The 15,761-nt window shown below is 73.2% G+C and carries 13 protein-coding genes; 5 read left to right on the top strand and 8 right to left on the bottom strand.

Annotated elements, in window-relative coordinates; genetic code table 11:
- Window positions 1-28: 28 nt before the first annotated feature.
- Together ACSC1Q_RS05110 and ACSC1Q_RS05115 are read left to right on the top strand one after the other, a co-directional pair.
- Window positions 29-847, top strand: coding sequence for a DUF1206 domain-containing protein (locus ACSC1Q_RS05110; RefSeq protein ID WP_436757474.1), 819 nt, complete (start codon window positions 29-31; stop codon window positions 845-847).
- A 165-nt stretch (window positions 848-1,012) separates the two neighbouring features.
- The gene (locus tag ACSC1Q_RS05115) at window positions 1,013-1,453 is read left to right on the top strand and encodes an ATP-binding protein (protein ID WP_436757475.1); all 441 of its coding nucleotides are present in this window, start codon (window positions 1,013-1,015) and stop codon (window positions 1,451-1,453) included.
- Between the two features lie 368 nt (window positions 1,454-1,821).
- On the opposite strand, the gene ACSC1Q_RS05120 is transcribed toward ACSC1Q_RS05115, so the two are convergent.
- Window positions 1,822-3,147 carry a phytase gene (locus ACSC1Q_RS05120; RefSeq protein WP_436757476.1) on the bottom strand — a complete coding sequence of 442 codons (1,326 nt, stop codon included), beginning with the start codon at window positions 3,145-3,147 and terminating at the stop codon, window positions 1,822-1,824.
- Window positions 3,148-3,328: 181 nt separating this feature from the next.
- Window positions 3,329-3,763 carry a DUF4267 domain-containing protein gene (locus tag ACSC1Q_RS05125; RefSeq protein WP_436757477.1) on the bottom strand — a complete coding sequence of 145 codons (435 nt, stop codon included), beginning with the start codon at window positions 3,761-3,763 and terminating at the stop codon, window positions 3,329-3,331.
- A 356-nt stretch (window positions 3,764-4,119) separates the two neighbouring features.
- Between ACSC1Q_RS05125 and ACSC1Q_RS05130 the strand changes: the two genes are divergently transcribed.
- Together ACSC1Q_RS05130 and ACSC1Q_RS05135 are read left to right on the top strand one after the other, a co-directional pair.
- The gene (locus tag ACSC1Q_RS05130) at window positions 4,120-5,070 is read left to right on the top strand and encodes an ATP-binding cassette domain-containing protein (protein ID WP_436757478.1); all 951 of its coding nucleotides are present in this window, start codon (window positions 4,120-4,122) and stop codon (window positions 5,068-5,070) included.
- Window positions 5,067-5,876: an ABC transporter permease gene (locus ACSC1Q_RS05135; RefSeq protein ID WP_436757479.1), complete on the top strand. Its 810-nt coding sequence runs from the start codon at window positions 5,067-5,069 to the stop codon at window positions 5,874-5,876. Before ACSC1Q_RS05130 ends, ACSC1Q_RS05135 begins: the two co-directional genes overlap by 4 nt.
- 182 nt (window positions 5,877-6,058) lie before the next feature.
- On the opposite strand, the gene ACSC1Q_RS05140 is transcribed toward ACSC1Q_RS05135, so the two are convergent.
- The 3 genes from ACSC1Q_RS05140 to ACSC1Q_RS05150 form a co-directional block, all read right to left on the bottom strand.
- On the bottom strand, window positions 6,059-9,367 hold the full coding sequence (locus ACSC1Q_RS05140; protein ID WP_436757480.1) for an AfsR/SARP family transcriptional regulator: 3,309 nt from the start codon (window positions 9,365-9,367) through the stop codon (window positions 6,059-6,061).
- A gap of 110 nt (window positions 9,368-9,477) precedes the next feature.
- Entirely contained in the window at window positions 9,478-10,128 is a 651-nt protein-coding gene (locus ACSC1Q_RS05145) for a DUF3159 domain-containing protein (protein WP_436757481.1), read from the bottom strand.
- Entirely contained in the window at window positions 10,125-11,156 is a 1,032-nt protein-coding gene (locus ACSC1Q_RS05150; RefSeq protein WP_436757482.1) for an FAD-dependent oxidoreductase, read from the bottom strand. Before ACSC1Q_RS05150 ends, ACSC1Q_RS05145 begins: the two co-directional genes overlap by 4 nt.
- Here ACSC1Q_RS05150 and ACSC1Q_RS05155 point away from each other — a divergent pair.
- Window positions 11,128-11,733 (top strand): TetR/AcrR family transcriptional regulator, encoded by a 606-nt coding sequence (locus tag ACSC1Q_RS05155; protein WP_436757483.1) that lies wholly within the window; start codon window positions 11,128-11,130, stop codon window positions 11,731-11,733. The genes ACSC1Q_RS05150 and ACSC1Q_RS05155 overlap by 29 nt on opposite strands.
- A gap of 157 nt (window positions 11,734-11,890) precedes the next feature.
- Here ACSC1Q_RS05155 and ACSC1Q_RS05160 read toward each other — a convergent pair whose 3' ends face one another.
- The 3 genes from ACSC1Q_RS05160 to ACSC1Q_RS05170 form a co-directional block, all read right to left on the bottom strand.
- Complete coding sequence (locus ACSC1Q_RS05160) at window positions 11,891-13,180, bottom strand: DegT/DnrJ/EryC1/StrS family aminotransferase (RefSeq protein WP_436757484.1); 1,290 nt, start codon at window positions 13,178-13,180, stop codon at window positions 11,891-11,893.
- A 20-nt stretch (window positions 13,181-13,200) separates the two neighbouring features.
- Window positions 13,201-14,292 (bottom strand): GNAT family N-acetyltransferase, encoded by a 1,092-nt coding sequence (locus ACSC1Q_RS05165; RefSeq protein ID WP_436757485.1) that lies wholly within the window; start codon window positions 14,290-14,292, stop codon window positions 13,201-13,203.
- A 263-nt stretch (window positions 14,293-14,555) separates the two neighbouring features.
- Complete coding sequence (locus tag ACSC1Q_RS05170; RefSeq protein WP_436757486.1) at window positions 14,556-15,710, bottom strand: DegT/DnrJ/EryC1/StrS family aminotransferase; 1,155 nt, start codon at window positions 15,708-15,710, stop codon at window positions 14,556-14,558.
- Window positions 15,711-15,761 lie beyond the last annotated feature (51 nt).

Below are 15,761 nucleotides of genomic sequence, written 5' to 3' on the forward strand. Positions count from 1 at the left end.
GGGCGTTCACAGGTAAGGGCGGGTAGTTATGAACAGCCCTCAGGCTCACGTGGAAGGTGCCGCTCGCAAAGCGGCCAACAGTCAGACGCTCGACAGGCTGGCGCGGGTTGGCCTGGCCTGCCGGGGTGTCCTCTACGGTTTGATCGGTTTCCTCGCCCTGCAGATCGCCTTCGGCGGGGGAAGCGGCGGCAAGGAGGCCGACAAGACCGGCGCCATCGAGATGGTGGCCGAGCAGCCGTTCGGCACGTTCCTGCTCTGGCTCATGGTCGTCGGGTTCGTCGCGCTGGTCGTCTGGCAGCTGTCGGAGGCCATCATGGGCCGCGGGCAGACCAAGGACCGGGTGGAATCGGGCGCGCGGGTGGTGGTCTACTCGCTGATCGTGGCCACGCTGCTCAGCGTGCTGCTGCGCGGTGACTCCGGCGCCTCGATGGACAGCCAGTCGAAGGACATCACGGCCATGCTGATGGACCTGCCCCTCGGGCAGTTCATCGTGGGCCTGGTGGGCCTGGGCCTGATCGCCCTGGGCGCCTACTGGATCAACCAGGGCTGGAAGAAGAAGTTCCTCCAGGACCTGCGCACCGGCGAGATGCCCGCGAAGGCGCGAGAGCTCGCCGAGAAGTTCGGCATGGCGGGATACATCGCCCGTGGCGTGATCGCCGCGGTCGCCGGTGTCTTCGTCATCCAGGCCGCGGTCACCTACGACCCCGACAAGGCCAAGGGCATCGACTCGACGCTGCGCTCGCTGGCCGACACCCCGGCCGGTCCGTGGCTGCTCGGCGTCGTCGCGATCGGTCTGCTGCTCTTCGCGGCCTACTGTTTCTTCGAGGCTCGCTGGCACCGCGTGTGACGGATGGAACCGCACGGTACGCCAGGTGCGGACACGCAGGTGAGGCGGCCTCTGGCAAGCCTCACCTGTCTATCCGGTAAGTGATCGCATTCCTACTTTTCCGCGACATCTTCCCCGCCGAGCTCCGCGTCTTCCCATCAGTGAAACGGCATCGGAGGGGGCGGTATGGACTCGTCGGAGTACGACGGCAGTGAATGGGTTCTCCGCCTGGCGGGTTCCCCGGACCAGGTGGTCAGAGCCCGCCGCCTGGTCTCGATGACCCTGGGGCGAGACCATCCCCTCCACGACGACTGCGTCCTGCTGACCAGTGAGATCGCCACCAACGCGGTGATCCACTCCCGCTCGGGGGACGGCGGGGCGTTCACGGTCACGGTGGCCTACTCGGCGACGGGGGTGCGGGTCTCGGTCCAGGACGAGGGCTCCTCCGAGGCCCCCTGCGTCTGCCGTGCCTCGGCCGACGCGACAGGGGGCCGCGGTCTTCCCCTGCTGGAGGCGCTAGCCCACCGCTGGGGCGTGGTCAGGGAGGCCGGGTCCAACAAGGTGTGGTTCGAGCTGGCGCTGGAGCTGGCCGGGCTGCGCGCGGGCAGCCTGGCCGGCGCCCTGTAAGCCGGCCGCACAAGGTGGAGGTCGCCCCTCGCGTCCGGTGGAGGTGCGCGGAGAACACGCCGGACGGCTGCTCTCATGGCCCTCACGGCCCTCAGGCCCTCACAGCCCTCAGGTTTATGGACCTCACGGCCTCAGGCCCTCATGGGCGAACACAAGAATCAACGCACGCTCACGCGTGGCGGCTGCCGGCGCCGCCACGCCGCCACCTGCGCGCCGCTGTTCCCGCCGGGGACGGGGGGCGGGGGTGAGATCTCGGCGTCGCACCCGGCCCGGCGCCGGCGCGTGACACCCCGCGAGCCCGGGGCGGAGACGACCGCGCCGGGCTCGTTGGGTTCGCGGGGTTCGCCGGGCTCGCGAGGAGGGAGCGGTCAGTCTCGCGGGTTCCAGCCGTCGGTGTCCACGTCGAGGTCGAGCTTGTCGGCGACGTCGCCCCACCCGACGAACTTGAAGTTCGTGTTCTCCCTGGCCTCGCCGTTCTCGTCGACCGCCCCGGGGGTGTTCTCGCCGTCGTGGGCCACGAGCAGGCCCCCGTCGAACCGGCCCAGCGGGACGTTGACCACCATCGAGCCGTCGCTGTGCTCGACGCCGTCCAGCCCGTTGCCCGCGCCGATCCTGAACTGGCCGACGTAGCGGTTGCGCTCCCGGTCGTAGACGGTGAAGGTGTTGTCGCCCTGGCCGGAGGCGAGCAGGTACCCGCCGCCGCCGTCACCGTGGTAGATCGTCAGCCCCTCGGCGTCGGCCGACAGGTGCCTGCCGCCGTACCCGGGGTCGGCGCCCGGCGCGCACTCCTCGGTCTCGGGGTCGTAGACGCCCGGCCTGCCGTACTCGCGAACCCTGTCGACCAGCGCCGGGGTGCCGGTGAGGTCGGCCCGCATCCGCCAGATGCCCACGTCCTCCTGGGCGGCGTAGAGCACGTCCCGCTCCCCGTCGACGACCATGCCCTCGACCTGGGGCAGCTCGCCGGGCTCCAGGCACGGCGTCCAGGTCGTTCGGTCCGGCAGCCGGAACGAGCCGGGCAGGTCCAGGGTGCGGACGAGCCGGTAGCCGACCTTCCCGTGCGCGGTGGCGGTCAGCCTCAGCAGCGCGACGCGCGTCCTGTGCCGCTGGCTGACCAGGACGTAGGTGCCGGTCCGGTCCTGCCAGGTGGCGAGGCCGTACGCGGTCCGCGCGTCGTTGACCTGCTCCTGGCCGGTGTTGAACACGAACGGCACGGCGGGGTCGGTCACGTCGGTGAGCGGCGCCCGGCCGCGTCCCGCCCTGTCCTTGTCGACGGCGTAGAAGCGGATCTGGTCCCGGCCCCGGTCGGAGACGACGGCCAGGTCGGTCCTGACGCCGCCGGACAGGCGCAGGCCGTACACCAGGTCGACGTTGTTGAACCGGCCGGGCTCGTCGTCCTCGCCGGGGGCGGCGGGGGCGGGTACGTGCTGGAGTCGCCTGCCGTCCAGGTCGTAGGCGTACAGGCCGCCCTCCTTGGCGGTGGCCATCACCACGCTCTTCCCCGAGCGGGTGGGGTGCACCCAGATCGCGGGGTCGTCGCCGTTGGCGTTGCCCCCGGCGGCGTCGTCGAACAGGGCGGGGGTCTCGACCCGGGGCTTGACCGTGGGGATCCCGTCGGCGAGCGCGACGGGCGCGAGTGCCGGTCCGGCCAGGCAGAGCGCCAGCGCCGCCAGGCAGAGGCGAGCAGGTGAACGCATGGGCACCTCTTCGTATGAGATATGTGGATGAATGTCCTTTTGATCATTGTGGAATCGGCGCAACAGGGAGTTGACGGGAAAAGAACGTGATGTCCGCGTGTCGTGATGGGCGCATTAACAAATTCCGCGAATCCGTACCGGCGGGCGGGCGGGCCGGTCTGCTTGCCAGGGCGTGCGAAGGTCAGGCGGGTCGCGCGGCGGGCGCCAAGGCGGCCTCGTGGGCTCCGCGGGTCTTGCCGGTCTCGCGGAGGATCAGCAGGCCGGTGACCACGATCAGCGCCGAGGTCAGGCCGTGGATGCCGAACGCGGCGGCCACGGAGCCGTGGTGGGTCAGTACGTTGGTCATGTCGCCGAGCGGGGTGACGGCCTCCACCAGCAGGACCCAGCCCAGGGCCCGGCGGTGGCCCGTCACCAGCAGGATGCCCATGACCAGGCCCGACACGATGTCGCGGATGCCCTTCAGGATCAGGAAGCCGTCGCCGTCGCCGGAGGGCCAGCTCGGCAGGCCGAAGTCCGGGGCGGACGTCTCGGGGGTCAGGACGTAGGACACCCCGATGTAGAGGATGAACAGGACGCCGACGGTGGCGAGGACGGTGTTGACGTTCTTCGAGGACATGGTTCTTCTCCTTGTGACGTTCGGACCGGGCCGGGGGTCAGCCTCGGACGCGGCGGGCGTAGCGGGGCGGCCGATGACGTGCCGGACGGCGCGGACCGGGGCGGGGAGGCCGCCGCCGGTCGCGACGTGCTCAGACTGCTCCCGGGTGTTTGGAGAGGATTTGGAATCGGCTTGGAGCGGCCCGCGTACGACGTGTGGATCATGACCTTCGGCCGGGTCCGGGCTCGTCCGCGGCCGAGGCGAACGGTGAGAAGGGGCGCGCACGGGCCGCCACGGCGCGGGTGACAGCGATATGTGCGCCGTCTGACAGCGGTCCGGGCGAGGGTGCACGGGTTACCACCATCAAGGGGGAATCAGTGCTTCACGCTTTCGAGGCCGAGGGGCTCGTCAAACGTTTCGGCAGGACCACGGCGCTCGCCGGGATCGACCTGGCCGCCCGGCCGGGCACCGTGCTCGGGGTCCTCGGGCCCAACGGCGCGGGAAAGACCACCGCCGTGCGCGTGCTGGCCACGCTGCTGAGACCGGACGAGGGCAGCGCCCGCGTCGGCGGGCTCGACGTCGTGCGGGACGCCGCCAAGGTCCGCCGGTTGATCGGGCTCACCGGCCAGTACGCCTCGGTCGACGAGGACCTCACCGGTACCGAGAACCTCGTCCTGATCGGGCAGCTGCTCGACCTGCGCAGGGCCGAGGCCGGGGCCCGCGCGGCGCGGCTGCTGGAGGAGTTCGGCCTCGCGGAGGCCGCGGGGCGCCCGGCCAAGACGTACTCGGGAGGGATGCGCCGCCGCCTCGACCTGGCCGCCAGCCTCGTCGGGCGCCCGGACGTCATCTACCTCGACGAGCCGACGACCGGGCTCGACCCGGCCAAGCGCGACGACGTGTGGAACATCGTCCGCTCCCTCGTCGCGGGCGGCGTCACCGTACTGCTCACCACGCAGTACCTGGAGGAGGCCGACGCCCTCGCCGACGACATCTCGGTCGTCGACCACGGCCGGGTCATCGCGCACGGCACCCCGGCCGAGCTGAAGCGGGTCGTGGGCGGGCAGACGATCATGGTGAGACCCGCGGACCCGGCCCGGCTCGCCGACGCCGCCGCCATCGTCGGCGCGGTCGCCGGACGCGTCCCCGAGTCACCCGCCCGCGGCGTGCTGACCGTGCCGGTCGACGGCGACGCGGCCTTCACCGAGGTGGTACGGCGGCTGGACCGCGAGGGCATCGGCGTGACCGAGCTCTCCCTGCGCCTGCCCAGCCTCGACGAGGTCTTCTTCACCCTGACCGGGCGCCACACCACCGAGGAGAGCGCGGCATGACCCTCACCGACAGCCCCGCCCTGACCCCCGCGCGCACCGCCGAGCGGCCCTTCGCCCTGCTGCGGCACAGCCTCGCCCTGGCCAGGAGGAGTGTGATCAAGACACTCCGTACCCCGGAGCAACTCCTCGACGTGACACTCCAGCCGGTCATCTTCGTCGTGGTGTACGTCTATCTGCTCGGCGGCGCGGTGGCCGGCTCCACCCATGACTACCTGCAGTTCCTGCTCCCGGCGATCCTGGTGCAGACGGTGATGTTCGCGGGGATGGCCACCGGCGTCAACCTCAACACCGACATCGACAAGGGCGTCTTCGACCGGTTCCGCAGCCTGCCGATCGGCCGCTCCGCCCCGCTGATCGGCTCGGTGCTCGGCGACCTCATCCGCTACGTGCTGGCGATCGCCGTCCTGCTCGGGTTCGGCCACCTGCTGGGCTTCCGCGTCCAGACCGACCCGCTGTCGGCGCTGGCCGCGTGCCTGCTCACGATCGTGTTCGCCTTCTGCGCGAGCTGGGGGTTCGTGCTGATCGGCATGCTCATGCGGAGCCCGGGGGCGGTGCAGGGCGCCTCGTTCCTCGTACTGTTCCCGCTGACCTTCGGCACCAGCATGGTCACGCCGCTGGAGACACTGCCCGGCTGGCTGCAGGCGTGGGTACGGGTCAACCCCGTCGCGGGCATGATGGACGCGGCGCGCGGCCTGATGCTGGGCGGGCCGGTGGCGGGGCCGGTACTCAAGACGCTGCTGTGGTCGGCCGGCATCCTCGCGGTGCTCGCGCCCCTGGCCGTCCGCGCCTACCGCCGCCGCGCCTGACGGCCCGCGCTCCGGGCCCGGTGGCCCGGCTCCGCCGCCACGTCGGCCGGGGCCGCGTTTCGGGGCCTGGCCTGCCGCCGCGTTCGACGGCTTGTGCTCCGGAGCCGGTGGCCGGGGTCCGTCGCCCCACCGGGCCGGGGCCGTGCTTCGTGGCCCGCGCCTGACGGCGCGTGCCCGCCGTCCTACCGGATGCGTACGCGTTCGAGGGCGGCCTCGCGGTCCAGCCCGTGGCCGTGGCCGTGGCGGGCGTCGTACCCGGCGTCGCCCAGCTCCTCGCGTAACCGCAGGGTGAGCCGGGTGGCGTCGGGGTGGTGGTCCGGGGCTCCCCGCAGGACCTCGGCGGCGCCCAGGGACTCCGCGGCCCCCGCCGCGTCGCCGAGTTGGGCTCGCAGGACGGCGGCGGCGACCCCGACCCTGGCCACGACCGGCATGTCCTTCGCCTCCAGCGCCTTGGCGAACGCCTGCCGTATCCGCTGCCCGGCGGTCGCGGGATCGCCCAGCTCGATCGCGAGGTACGCCATCGCGCAGAGGAAGAGGGCACGGAACTGCGGCACGACGAACGGCATCCTCTCAAGAGAGGTCCGGGCCGCGTCGTACTGCAGCGCCGCCTCCTCCAGGTCACCCTCGTGACGTGCCAGGTCGCCCAGACCGAGCCGGGCGAACGCGATATTGCGCTCGGACCAGTCATAGGCTCCCGGCTCGGTCATCTCCCACAGCTCGGCCCGTGCCCGCTCCGTGTCGCCCTGCCTCATGCGCGCCATGGCGAGCCAGACCCGCTGGTGACCGGCGTCGTCGTGGGGGTTCAGCTCGCGCAGGAGCCGGATCGACTCCTCCAGCGCCGCCACGGCACCGTCGAAATCCCCGAAGGCCAGGTTCGCCTCCGCCAGCGGGCTCAGCGCGGACGCCAGCCCCCACCGGTCGCCGATCTCCCGGAACGAGGCGACGGCGATGGCGAGATCCTCGTGCATGCCGACCATGTCACCGTCGTTCTCCCGGATGGAGGCGCGGATCGCGCGCAGCATCGCCCGCGTCCACGGGTCCGGGTGCGACAGGCGCCGCTCGATCGCGGCCAGGCCCGCCTCGGTGTCGTCGGTGAAGAGCGCCAGGGCGGGTTCGAGGAGCACGAGCAGCGGGTGCTCGGTGTTACCGGCGGTCGCGCGGGAGATCTCCTCCAGCTGCTCGATGCCGTCCTCCAGCTTGGCGTAGCCGCCGGTGGTGGCCCGGTTGAGCAGGTACAGGGCCGACACGATCCCCCGCGCCACCTCCGGTGACTCGCCGGGGACGTCGAGCGCGAGACGCAGCCACCCGACGGACTCCGCGCCGTTGCCGATGATCGTCCAGAAGACGCTCATGGCGGCGGCGAGCCGCATCGCGGTGTCGGCGTCGCCCGAGGAGGCGGCGAAGTGGAGCGCGGCGAGGACGTTGTCCCGTTCCGCCACGAGCCTGTCGATCCAGATCAGCTGGTCGGGGCCCCTGAGGTGGGGTTCCGCCGTCTCGGCGAGTTCCAGGAAGTAGGCGGCGTGGGCCTTCCTCAGCCGGGTGACCTCCCCGGCCTCGGTCAGGCGCTCCAGCGCGTACTCCCTGATCGTCTCCAGCATGCGGTAGCGGGGGCCCTCGGTGAACTGCAACAGGGACTTGTCCAGCAGGGCCGCGAGCCGGTCCAGGACCGGCTCCCGCCACGCACGCGCCCGCCCGGTGCCGGGTCCGGGAGCGGTGTGGGGTTCGGGAGTGGTACCGGCGGCCGAGGGCGCGCCGGGTCGCAAAGCGGCAGCCGGTGCCGAGGCGGCGGGTCCCGGTCCGGTGGACGGCTCCGGGGGAGCGCACACCCGTTCGGCGGCCTCGGGTGTGACGCCCGCGGGGAAGACCGCGAGCCGCTCGGCGAACCGGCGCTCCTCGTCGTCGAGCAGGTCCCAGCTCCAGGCGACGACCGCGCGCAGCGTCCTGTGCCGGGGCAGTGCGGCCCTGCTCCCCCCGGTGAGCAGGCGGAAACGGTCGTCCAGCCGCGCGGCGAGCTGCTCGGCGGTGAGGGAGCGCAGCCGGGCGGCGGCGAGCTCGATCGCGAGCGGCAGCCCGTCCAGCCTCCGGCAGATCTCCGTCACCAGGTCCACGTTGCCGTCGGTGACGGCGAACCCCGGACGCACGGCGGCCACCCGGTCGGCGAAGAGCCGCACCGCGGAGCCGGTCAGGGCCTCCTCGGCCGTGGCGCCGGGCTCGGGCAGGCCGAGCGGGGGCACCGGGCACAGGGCCTCCCCGGCGATCCCGAGCGGCTCCCTGCTCGTGGCGAGGATCCGCAGCCCCGGACAGCGCCCCAGGAGATCGTCGGCCAGGCGCGCGGCGGCGTCGACCAGGTGCTCGCAGTTGTCGAGCACCACCAGCGTCTCGGTGGACGACAGCAGCTCCGCCAGGCGGGCCATCGTGTCGGACGTCCCGGCCCGTACGTCGGCCGGGGCAGGGGCCGGGAAGCCGAGCGCTCCGAGCACGGCCTGCGCCACGTCGGCGGGGTCGGTCACGGGCGCGAGCTCCACCAGCCACGCCCCGCCGGGCATCCGGCCGGAGATCCCGGCGGCGACGGTCGTCGCGATCCGCGTCTTGCCCACGCCCCCGGGACCGACCAGCGTGACCAGCCGCCCCTCGTCCAGCCGCGCGCCGATCAGCCCGATCTCCGCGGTCCGGCCGACGAAGGTGGTCAACGCGGCCCTCAGGTTGCCGCGCGTGCCGGTACGGGCCGGCGGCGCCTCGTCGCGGGAGGCGCGCAGGGCCGGGTCGGCGCGGAGCACGGCGAGGTGGATCTCCCGCAGCTCGGGCCCCGGGTCGGCGCCCAGCTCCTCGGCGAGCCCCCGCCTGAACTCCTCGTACGCGGCCAGTGCCTCCGCCTGCCGCCCGGCGGCGTAGAGGGCCCTGACCCGCAGGCCGTGCAGCCGCTCCCGCAGCGGGTGGCGGGCCGTGAGCTCCTGGAGCTCGGTCACCAGCGGGGAGTGCCGGCCGCAGCCCAGCTCCGCCTCCACCCGGTCCTCGGTCGCGGCGAGCCTGGCCTCGTCGAGCCCGGCCGCGTACGCCACGGCGAACGGGGCCGTGGCGACCTCGCCCAGGGCGGGTCCCCGCCAGAGCCCGAGTGCCTCGCGCAGCAGGTTCGCGGCGGTCGCCGGGTCCTCGTTCCCCAGGGCCCGCCGCCCCTCGCGTGCCAGCCGCTCGAACCGGTGGGCGTCGACGGCGTCCGGCGGCACGTCGAGCAGGTACCCCCCGTGGTCGGAACGCAGCGCCGACGCGTCGGGCAGGACGCGGCGCAGCCGGGACACCAGCGACTGGACCGCGTTCGCCGGATCCCCCGGCCTGGCGTCGGGCCAGAGCGCGTCCGACAGTTCCTCGACCGTGACGACACGCCCGGCACCGAGGGCCAGCCTGACCAGCAGCACGCGAAGCCGCGTCCCCCCGATCTCGACGATCTCGCCGGCGGCCACGACCCGTAGCGGCCCCAGAATGCTCACGCGCACCCAGACACTCTGCCACCTGCCCGGCATGCCCGAGCACGGGGACACGTGAGCCGGGCGCCGTCCGCCCCGGGGGAGGGGGCCCGGACCCGTTCGGCGCGGGACGGCCGCTCTCAACCATGGTTCGGTACGGTGACGGCCGGATCCACTTCCCGCGGCCTCGCCTCCGTACGCAGGACCCGCCAGCACGCGTACGCGCACAGGCCCGTCGCGGGCGTGCCCAGCGCCGTCGCGGCGATGCCCAGAGCGGTCACCTGCCCCGCCAGGTACAGCGGCACCATCACCGTCACGGAGAGGCCGAACTTCGCCAGGAACACCGCCGTGCAGGCCTGGTAGCGCCGCAGCCGTGCCCGGTCGCGCCGCCAGCCGGACCGCTCCCCCCGCAGTCCCTCGGCCAGCACCCCGATGATCGGCCACCGCACCAGCAGGGACACCAGGAACACCGGCCCCGCGACCACCGGCAGCAACACGCTGACGAGGTAGAAATCCACCGCCTGCCCGGTCCTGCCGGCCAGCGACGCCGCCACCCCCACGATCACGAGCCCGGCCCCCGCCTGCCAGTACTTCCGATCGATGCGCGCCCGGACGATCGCGAACACCGCGACGGCACCGACCGCCACCAGCGCGGAGAGTGGGACCCGGCCGGTCAGCAGGTGGGCGACCAGGAACACCGCCTTCGACGCCTCGGCCTCGGCGACGGTCCGCCAGCCGCCCACGGCGGCGAACGAGGTCAGTGACTTCCGCGTGAGCACGCCCAGGGTCATGCGCCCGCCTCCGTGGCGTCGACGACATCCGTGGTCCGTGACGACCGGGCCGGGGCCGCCGTGGGCAGCGGTTCGCGTAACCGGCCTACCGGCATCGGCACGGCCGCCGCGCCGGGACGGGGCTCGCGCGGCGGGGCGCCGCCCTGGGCGTCGAGGGGCGGGACGTTGTCCTGGCGCATCGCCTCCTCGGCGGCGCCGATCGCGGGAAGCAGCTCCTGTTCACCGCGGGCGTACGCGGCCAGGGCGTCACACAGGCGGCGCGCGTCCCGCATCGCCAGGTTGCCGCCGAACCCCGGGGCCGCGTGGACGGCGTCGCCGATGACCGTCACCGGACCGGCCGGCCACCTTGGAACCGGCGGGATCGTCCCGATCCGCAGCGCGACCGTGACGTCCGGCCACGCCTCGTCGACGATCAGCCGCAACGTCGGGTGCAGGCCTGCGGCCAGTCCCCGGGCGAGTCGCCAGACCGCGTCCGGTGAACCGGCACGCCCAAGCTGGGCCTGGGTGACGGGCAGGCACCACATCACATAGTCCTCGGCGTCGGTGACGACGCGGGAGGTGAGGGCGGGCAGCCACCGGTCGCGAGCGGTGGCCGGCGACTCGGCGAACCGGTGGGCGCCCAGCGCCATCGTCATGCCGCGCACCCGCGCGCTGGTGCCGCTGTCGCCGATCAGGGCGGGCAGCCCCGTCCCGGCCACGGCCCGCAGCGGTGCCGCGCCCATCAACATGCGTTTCCCCGTGTCGACCACCCCCGCGTGCGGCAGGTACTGGCGGCGGACCGCCGAACCGACCCCGTCCGCGCCGACCAGCACGTCCGCGGTGTCCGTACGGCCATCGGCCAGCCACACCCGGACCCTGCCGTCGGCGCGCCGCTCGAAGCGTGTGAACGCCGCTTCGAATCGCACCCTGTCCTCCAGCCCGGTCAGCAGCACCGCCCGCAGCAGGCGTCGATGGGTCTGACGGCCCGGTCGTCGTCCCGCCGTGCCGTCGGCGGGCCTTGTGCTCGCGACCACGAGCTCGCCGTCCACCTCGGACAGCAGCAGAGTCCGGTCGAGGCAGCGGATCCTGGAAGCGGCCCGCGCGCTGTTTCGCGAGCACGGCTACGGCGGCACCACGGTGCGCGCGGTCGCCGCCGAGGCAGGGGTCGACTCGGCGATGGTGTTCTACTTCTTCGGCACCAAGCAGGGCCTGTTCGGGGCCGCTCTGGAGATGTCGGAGCACGTTCCGTCCGCCATCGAATCGATCTTCACCGGGGGCCTGGACGACATCGGCGCGCGCGTGGTCCGCGCGCTCGTGGAGAACCTCGACAGGTCCCACCGCACCCCGCTCGTGACGCTCACCCGCTCGGCCCTCACTCACGACGAGTCCGAGACGCTGCTCCGCCGGTACATCGACCGGGAGATCACCGCCCGGCTGGTGACGATGCTCGGCACGCCGGACGCCGAGGTGCGGGTCGCCATGCCGAACGTGCAGATCCTGGGCCTCGCGGTGGCGCGCTACATCGTACGGATCGAGCCGGTCGCGTCCGCGCCGGTCGACGACCTGGCCACCTGGTTCGGCCCGGTCGTGCAACTCTGCCTTACCGGACCGGCCTCATCGCGGTGACGGCCGGACGGGGACCCCGTCCCGCAGCCGCCGCCGACGCCCAGGTCCCGAACACGAGTTGCGGCAGGCGCCCGCGCGAGGACCTGCCACTCGACCGCCTTCGGGATCGGGCATGGCCGTGCCACCGGTGCCGGACACCTGGCAAGAGGCCGGCCGCTCAGCCGGGGCGCCGCGAGGCCGGGAAAGGCCGGGTGGCCGGGCGGACGTCCAGCTCGGCCAGCAGGGCGGCCATACGGGCGGCGCGGAGCGGGTCGACGGGCAGGACGTGGCCGGTCCACCAGCGGGCGATCTCCGGGGTCGGTCCCGGGGGAACCAGGTCCAGGTAGTCGTCCAGCGGCGGATCGTAGATGAAACCGGGCACCACACCCCTGCTCTCCAGCCGGGCGACGACCTCGTCGCGGTCCTCGACCAGCAGGGGGACCCGCAGCAGCGGCCGCGGCGCCGCGTCGCGGACGCCCTCGGCCGCCCAGGGCAGGGTGCGCAGCAGCTCGACCCCGGCCACCCTGCGCTCCCGCTCGCGGTCGATCACCCGGAACCGGGAGCGCTGGTAGCCGCGCAGCAGCGGCCCCTGGCGCATCCGCCAGTCGTCGAGGTCGATCCGCAGCCAGTGGTCCATCGCACGCGGGTCGACCGGATCGGCGGCGATGATCGCGCGCAGCTCCTCCTCGCGGGGCGGGCAGCGGTGGCCGGTCCACCGCACGAGCCCGAGCGCCTTGAGGGCGTGCCACATCGGCCTGACCAGCCCGGTCCGGTAGATCGTCTCGCGCAGCACCGGCCGCAGCGTGCCGAGCAGCTGGGCCCGCGCCCCTCCGGGGAGCAGCAGCTCGTCCCTGGCCCGCGCCAGCTCGGGCAGCGCGGCCGGGTCCTCCGCGGTGAGGAACCCGCCGGACATCGCCCGCCCGTGCTTGGCGAGGCTGAACACCCCGGCGGTGCCGAACGTGCCCGCCGGGCGGCCGTCCACGACCGTCTGCGTGGCGTGCGCCGCGTCGTCGACAAGGAGCACGCCGCGCCGGTCGCACTCGGCCCGCAGCTCGGTCACCCGGTCGGGCTGGCCGTACAGGTGCGTGGTGACGACCCCGGCGAGGCCGGTCCAGTCGACGGCGGGGACGTCGATGTTGCCGTCACGCCAGGAGACCGGCGCCATCACCGGCTCCAGCCCGGCGGCCAGCACGACGAACAGCACCGTCTCGCAGTTGGTCGGCGAGATCAGCACCCTGTCGCCACGCCTGAACCAGTGGCGCAGCGCCAGCAGCAGGCCGAACCTGGCGGACGGCACGTGGAGGCACTCCTGGCCGATCCGGTCGCGCATGGCCGCCTCAAGCGCGCGACGGCCGTCGGCGCGGCCGTCGGCATGGTTACCGGCGCGGCTGTCGGAACGACCGCCGGAACGGCCGTCGGCGCGGCCGGAAGCACCGGAAGCGCCGGGAACGGCGGGGCGATCGCTCATCGGACCCTCCTTCGGTCGGCTCACCCGGTCTTCCTCCGGGTGCGCAGCCGACCGTACCGCTTCATCGCCCTGTCGGCGGCGCCGTACAGGACAGGGCTGTCGAGGATGAACCGCCGCGCCCGGCGGACCGGCTCGGTGCGCAGCCAGTGCGCCGCCGCGCCCGCCGACCGGCGGCGCACGATGCCCTCGGTGACTGGAACGGTCCGGCTGCACAGCGCGTCCTTGTACTCCGAGCCGTTGCTGATGCCCAGGTCCAGGGAGGTGATCCCGAGCTTCGCGGCGGACTCGACCATGCGCAGGTGCTGGATCAGGCCGGGGGAGTACTTGGCGTACTCGGGGTCGTACGCGGGGAACCAGCCGATCATCGTCGTGCCGGTGCGCAGCCCGAAGTGGCCCGCGACGGGTTTGCCGTCGGCGTACAGCATGGACAGCGGCCCGGCGAAGTCGTCGGTGTCGACGGCGTGCAGCCGCTCGACCAGCTCCACGACCCACGCCTTGCCGAAGCGGTCGGGGCGGCCCATCCGCTGGTACTGGGCGGACTTCCACTCGCGCAGCAGCCGGAACCGCTCGGGGTCGCGCACCGCGAACTCGGCGGTGACCTCGCCCGCGTCGCGGCCCAGCTTCCGCTCCTTGTACAGGGTGGTCTTGAGGAACTTCGGGGAACGCTCGCGCAGCTCGTCGAGGAAGGCGGAGTAGCCGCCGCCGAAGTCGAGGACCACGGCCTCCTGCCTGAGCGTCTCGAACGGCCGGAACCACGGCTGGTGGTCGACCATGCAGCCGAACTCCCACACGCTCAGCCCGCACGCCTTGAGCAGGGCGTCGGAGTCGAACTCGGCGCCCGGCCGGTGGACGACCCCCTGGGAGAGCGAGACCCACCAGCCCAGCGCGGCGCCCACCCCGCCGCCGTGCCGCTCGAAGGGGAAGAACCCCACGGGCCCGTCGGACTCGGTGATCACCGCCACCCGCGCCTCCGCGCTGACCTCGCCCATCGCGATCGCGAAGTCCGGGCTGAGGAAGGGGTTGTCGAGATGCGGGCTGGAACGTTGCATCCCCCGCCACGCCGCGATCTCGGCCGGGCCCAGCTCCGCGGGCCGGACGACGTCGATCCTCATGCGCCGCCCCCCGCCGGGCGGGGACGACCGTCGGGGCACGCAAACCTACCGTTCACGAGGCGGTGGTCCTTTCTCGAAGCCTGGTCCCAGCGTCGGGGCGAAGGACGGGATCCGGCCGGTGCGGACACGAAAGTGGTGTGCGCCACGGCAAGCGAAGACCATCCCGGAACCAGGAGGCGATCCCCCGTACCGCCGGCCGGTAATCGATGAGCCAAATCTAGCGAGGTATCGCCCTATTCGCTTAGCTATACGCGACAGGTTCGCTACGCGACGCCGAAGGAGGCCGGGCCCGGGGGAACCCTCGGTGGCATCGGGGGCACCGCGGGGATGAGCCGCTCGATGACCGGCAGGGCGCGGTGGGCGTACAGCGGGTCGATCGGCAGCACGTGCCGCCCCCACCAGCGCGCCACCTCGGGCTCGGGAGAGGGGTCGGTGAACTCCGGCAGGTAGCCGTCGTACGGCGGGTCGTAGAGGTATCCGGTGGCGACCCCGTGCCGCTCCAGCTCGGCGATGGCCCCGTCGCGGCCGTAGACCAGCAGCGGGACCCGGAACAGCGGCTGGTCGAGGTGGCGGCGGACGGCCGGGGCCACGGTGGGCAGCGCGGCCAGCGCCGAGACGCCGGCGATCCGCCGCGACCGCTGCCGGGGCAGCGCGTGCAGGCGCCTCGATTGGTACCAGCGCGAGAGGTGGCCCCGCCTGGCCCGGTAGTCGTGCAGGTCGGCCTGGACCCAGGAGTCGAACGCCGGAAGCTGCTGCGGCGCGTACTCCAGCGCCCTGAGCAGCTCCGCCGGGCGAGGGGCGATGCGGTATCCGTCGCGCTCCTCCTCCATGCCGAGCGCGCGCATCGCCCGCAGCGCGGGGCGGACCATGTTCAGGCGCAGCGCGGCGTGCCGGCCCGCGGAGGTGAGCACGCTGTGGATCTCGTTCCTGAAGGCGCCCGGCTGCAGCAGCCGGTCGCGGTCGCGCTCCAGGGCGCGCAGGTCAGAGGGGTGCTCGACCGCGATCACCCCGCCGGAGCCCGCTCCCGCGTGCTTGGACAGGCTGAACACGCCGGCCACCCCGAAGGTGCCGATCGGCCTGCCGTTCACGCTCGTCTCGATCGCGTGCGCGACGTCCTCGATCAGGATCTTGCCGCCGAACGCGGCCACCCGGTCCGGCAAGCCGTACAGGTTGGTGGTGAGCACCGCGTCGACCGTGTCGAGGTCGACGCGGTCGACGTCGATGTTGCCGTCGTCGAGGGAGAGCGGCGCGATGACCGGGCGCAGCCCCGCCGCGAGCACGAGGAAGAGGATCTCGTCCGCCGACAGGGGTGACATCAGTAGCCGCTGGCCGGGACTGCACCAGTGCCGCAGGGCCAGATACAGGCCCAGGCGGTTGGAGGGCAGCGGGAGGCAGAGGCGATTTGTCCGCTTCGCCACAATGTGCTCAGGAGTCACTGGAGACCGTCTATCACGTACGACATTAAGACC

The sequence above is a fragment of the Streptosporangium heterodermiicola genome (assembly GCF_051390675.1).
Classification (GTDB): domain Bacteria; phylum Actinomycetota; class Actinomycetes; order Streptosporangiales; family Streptosporangiaceae; genus Streptosporangium.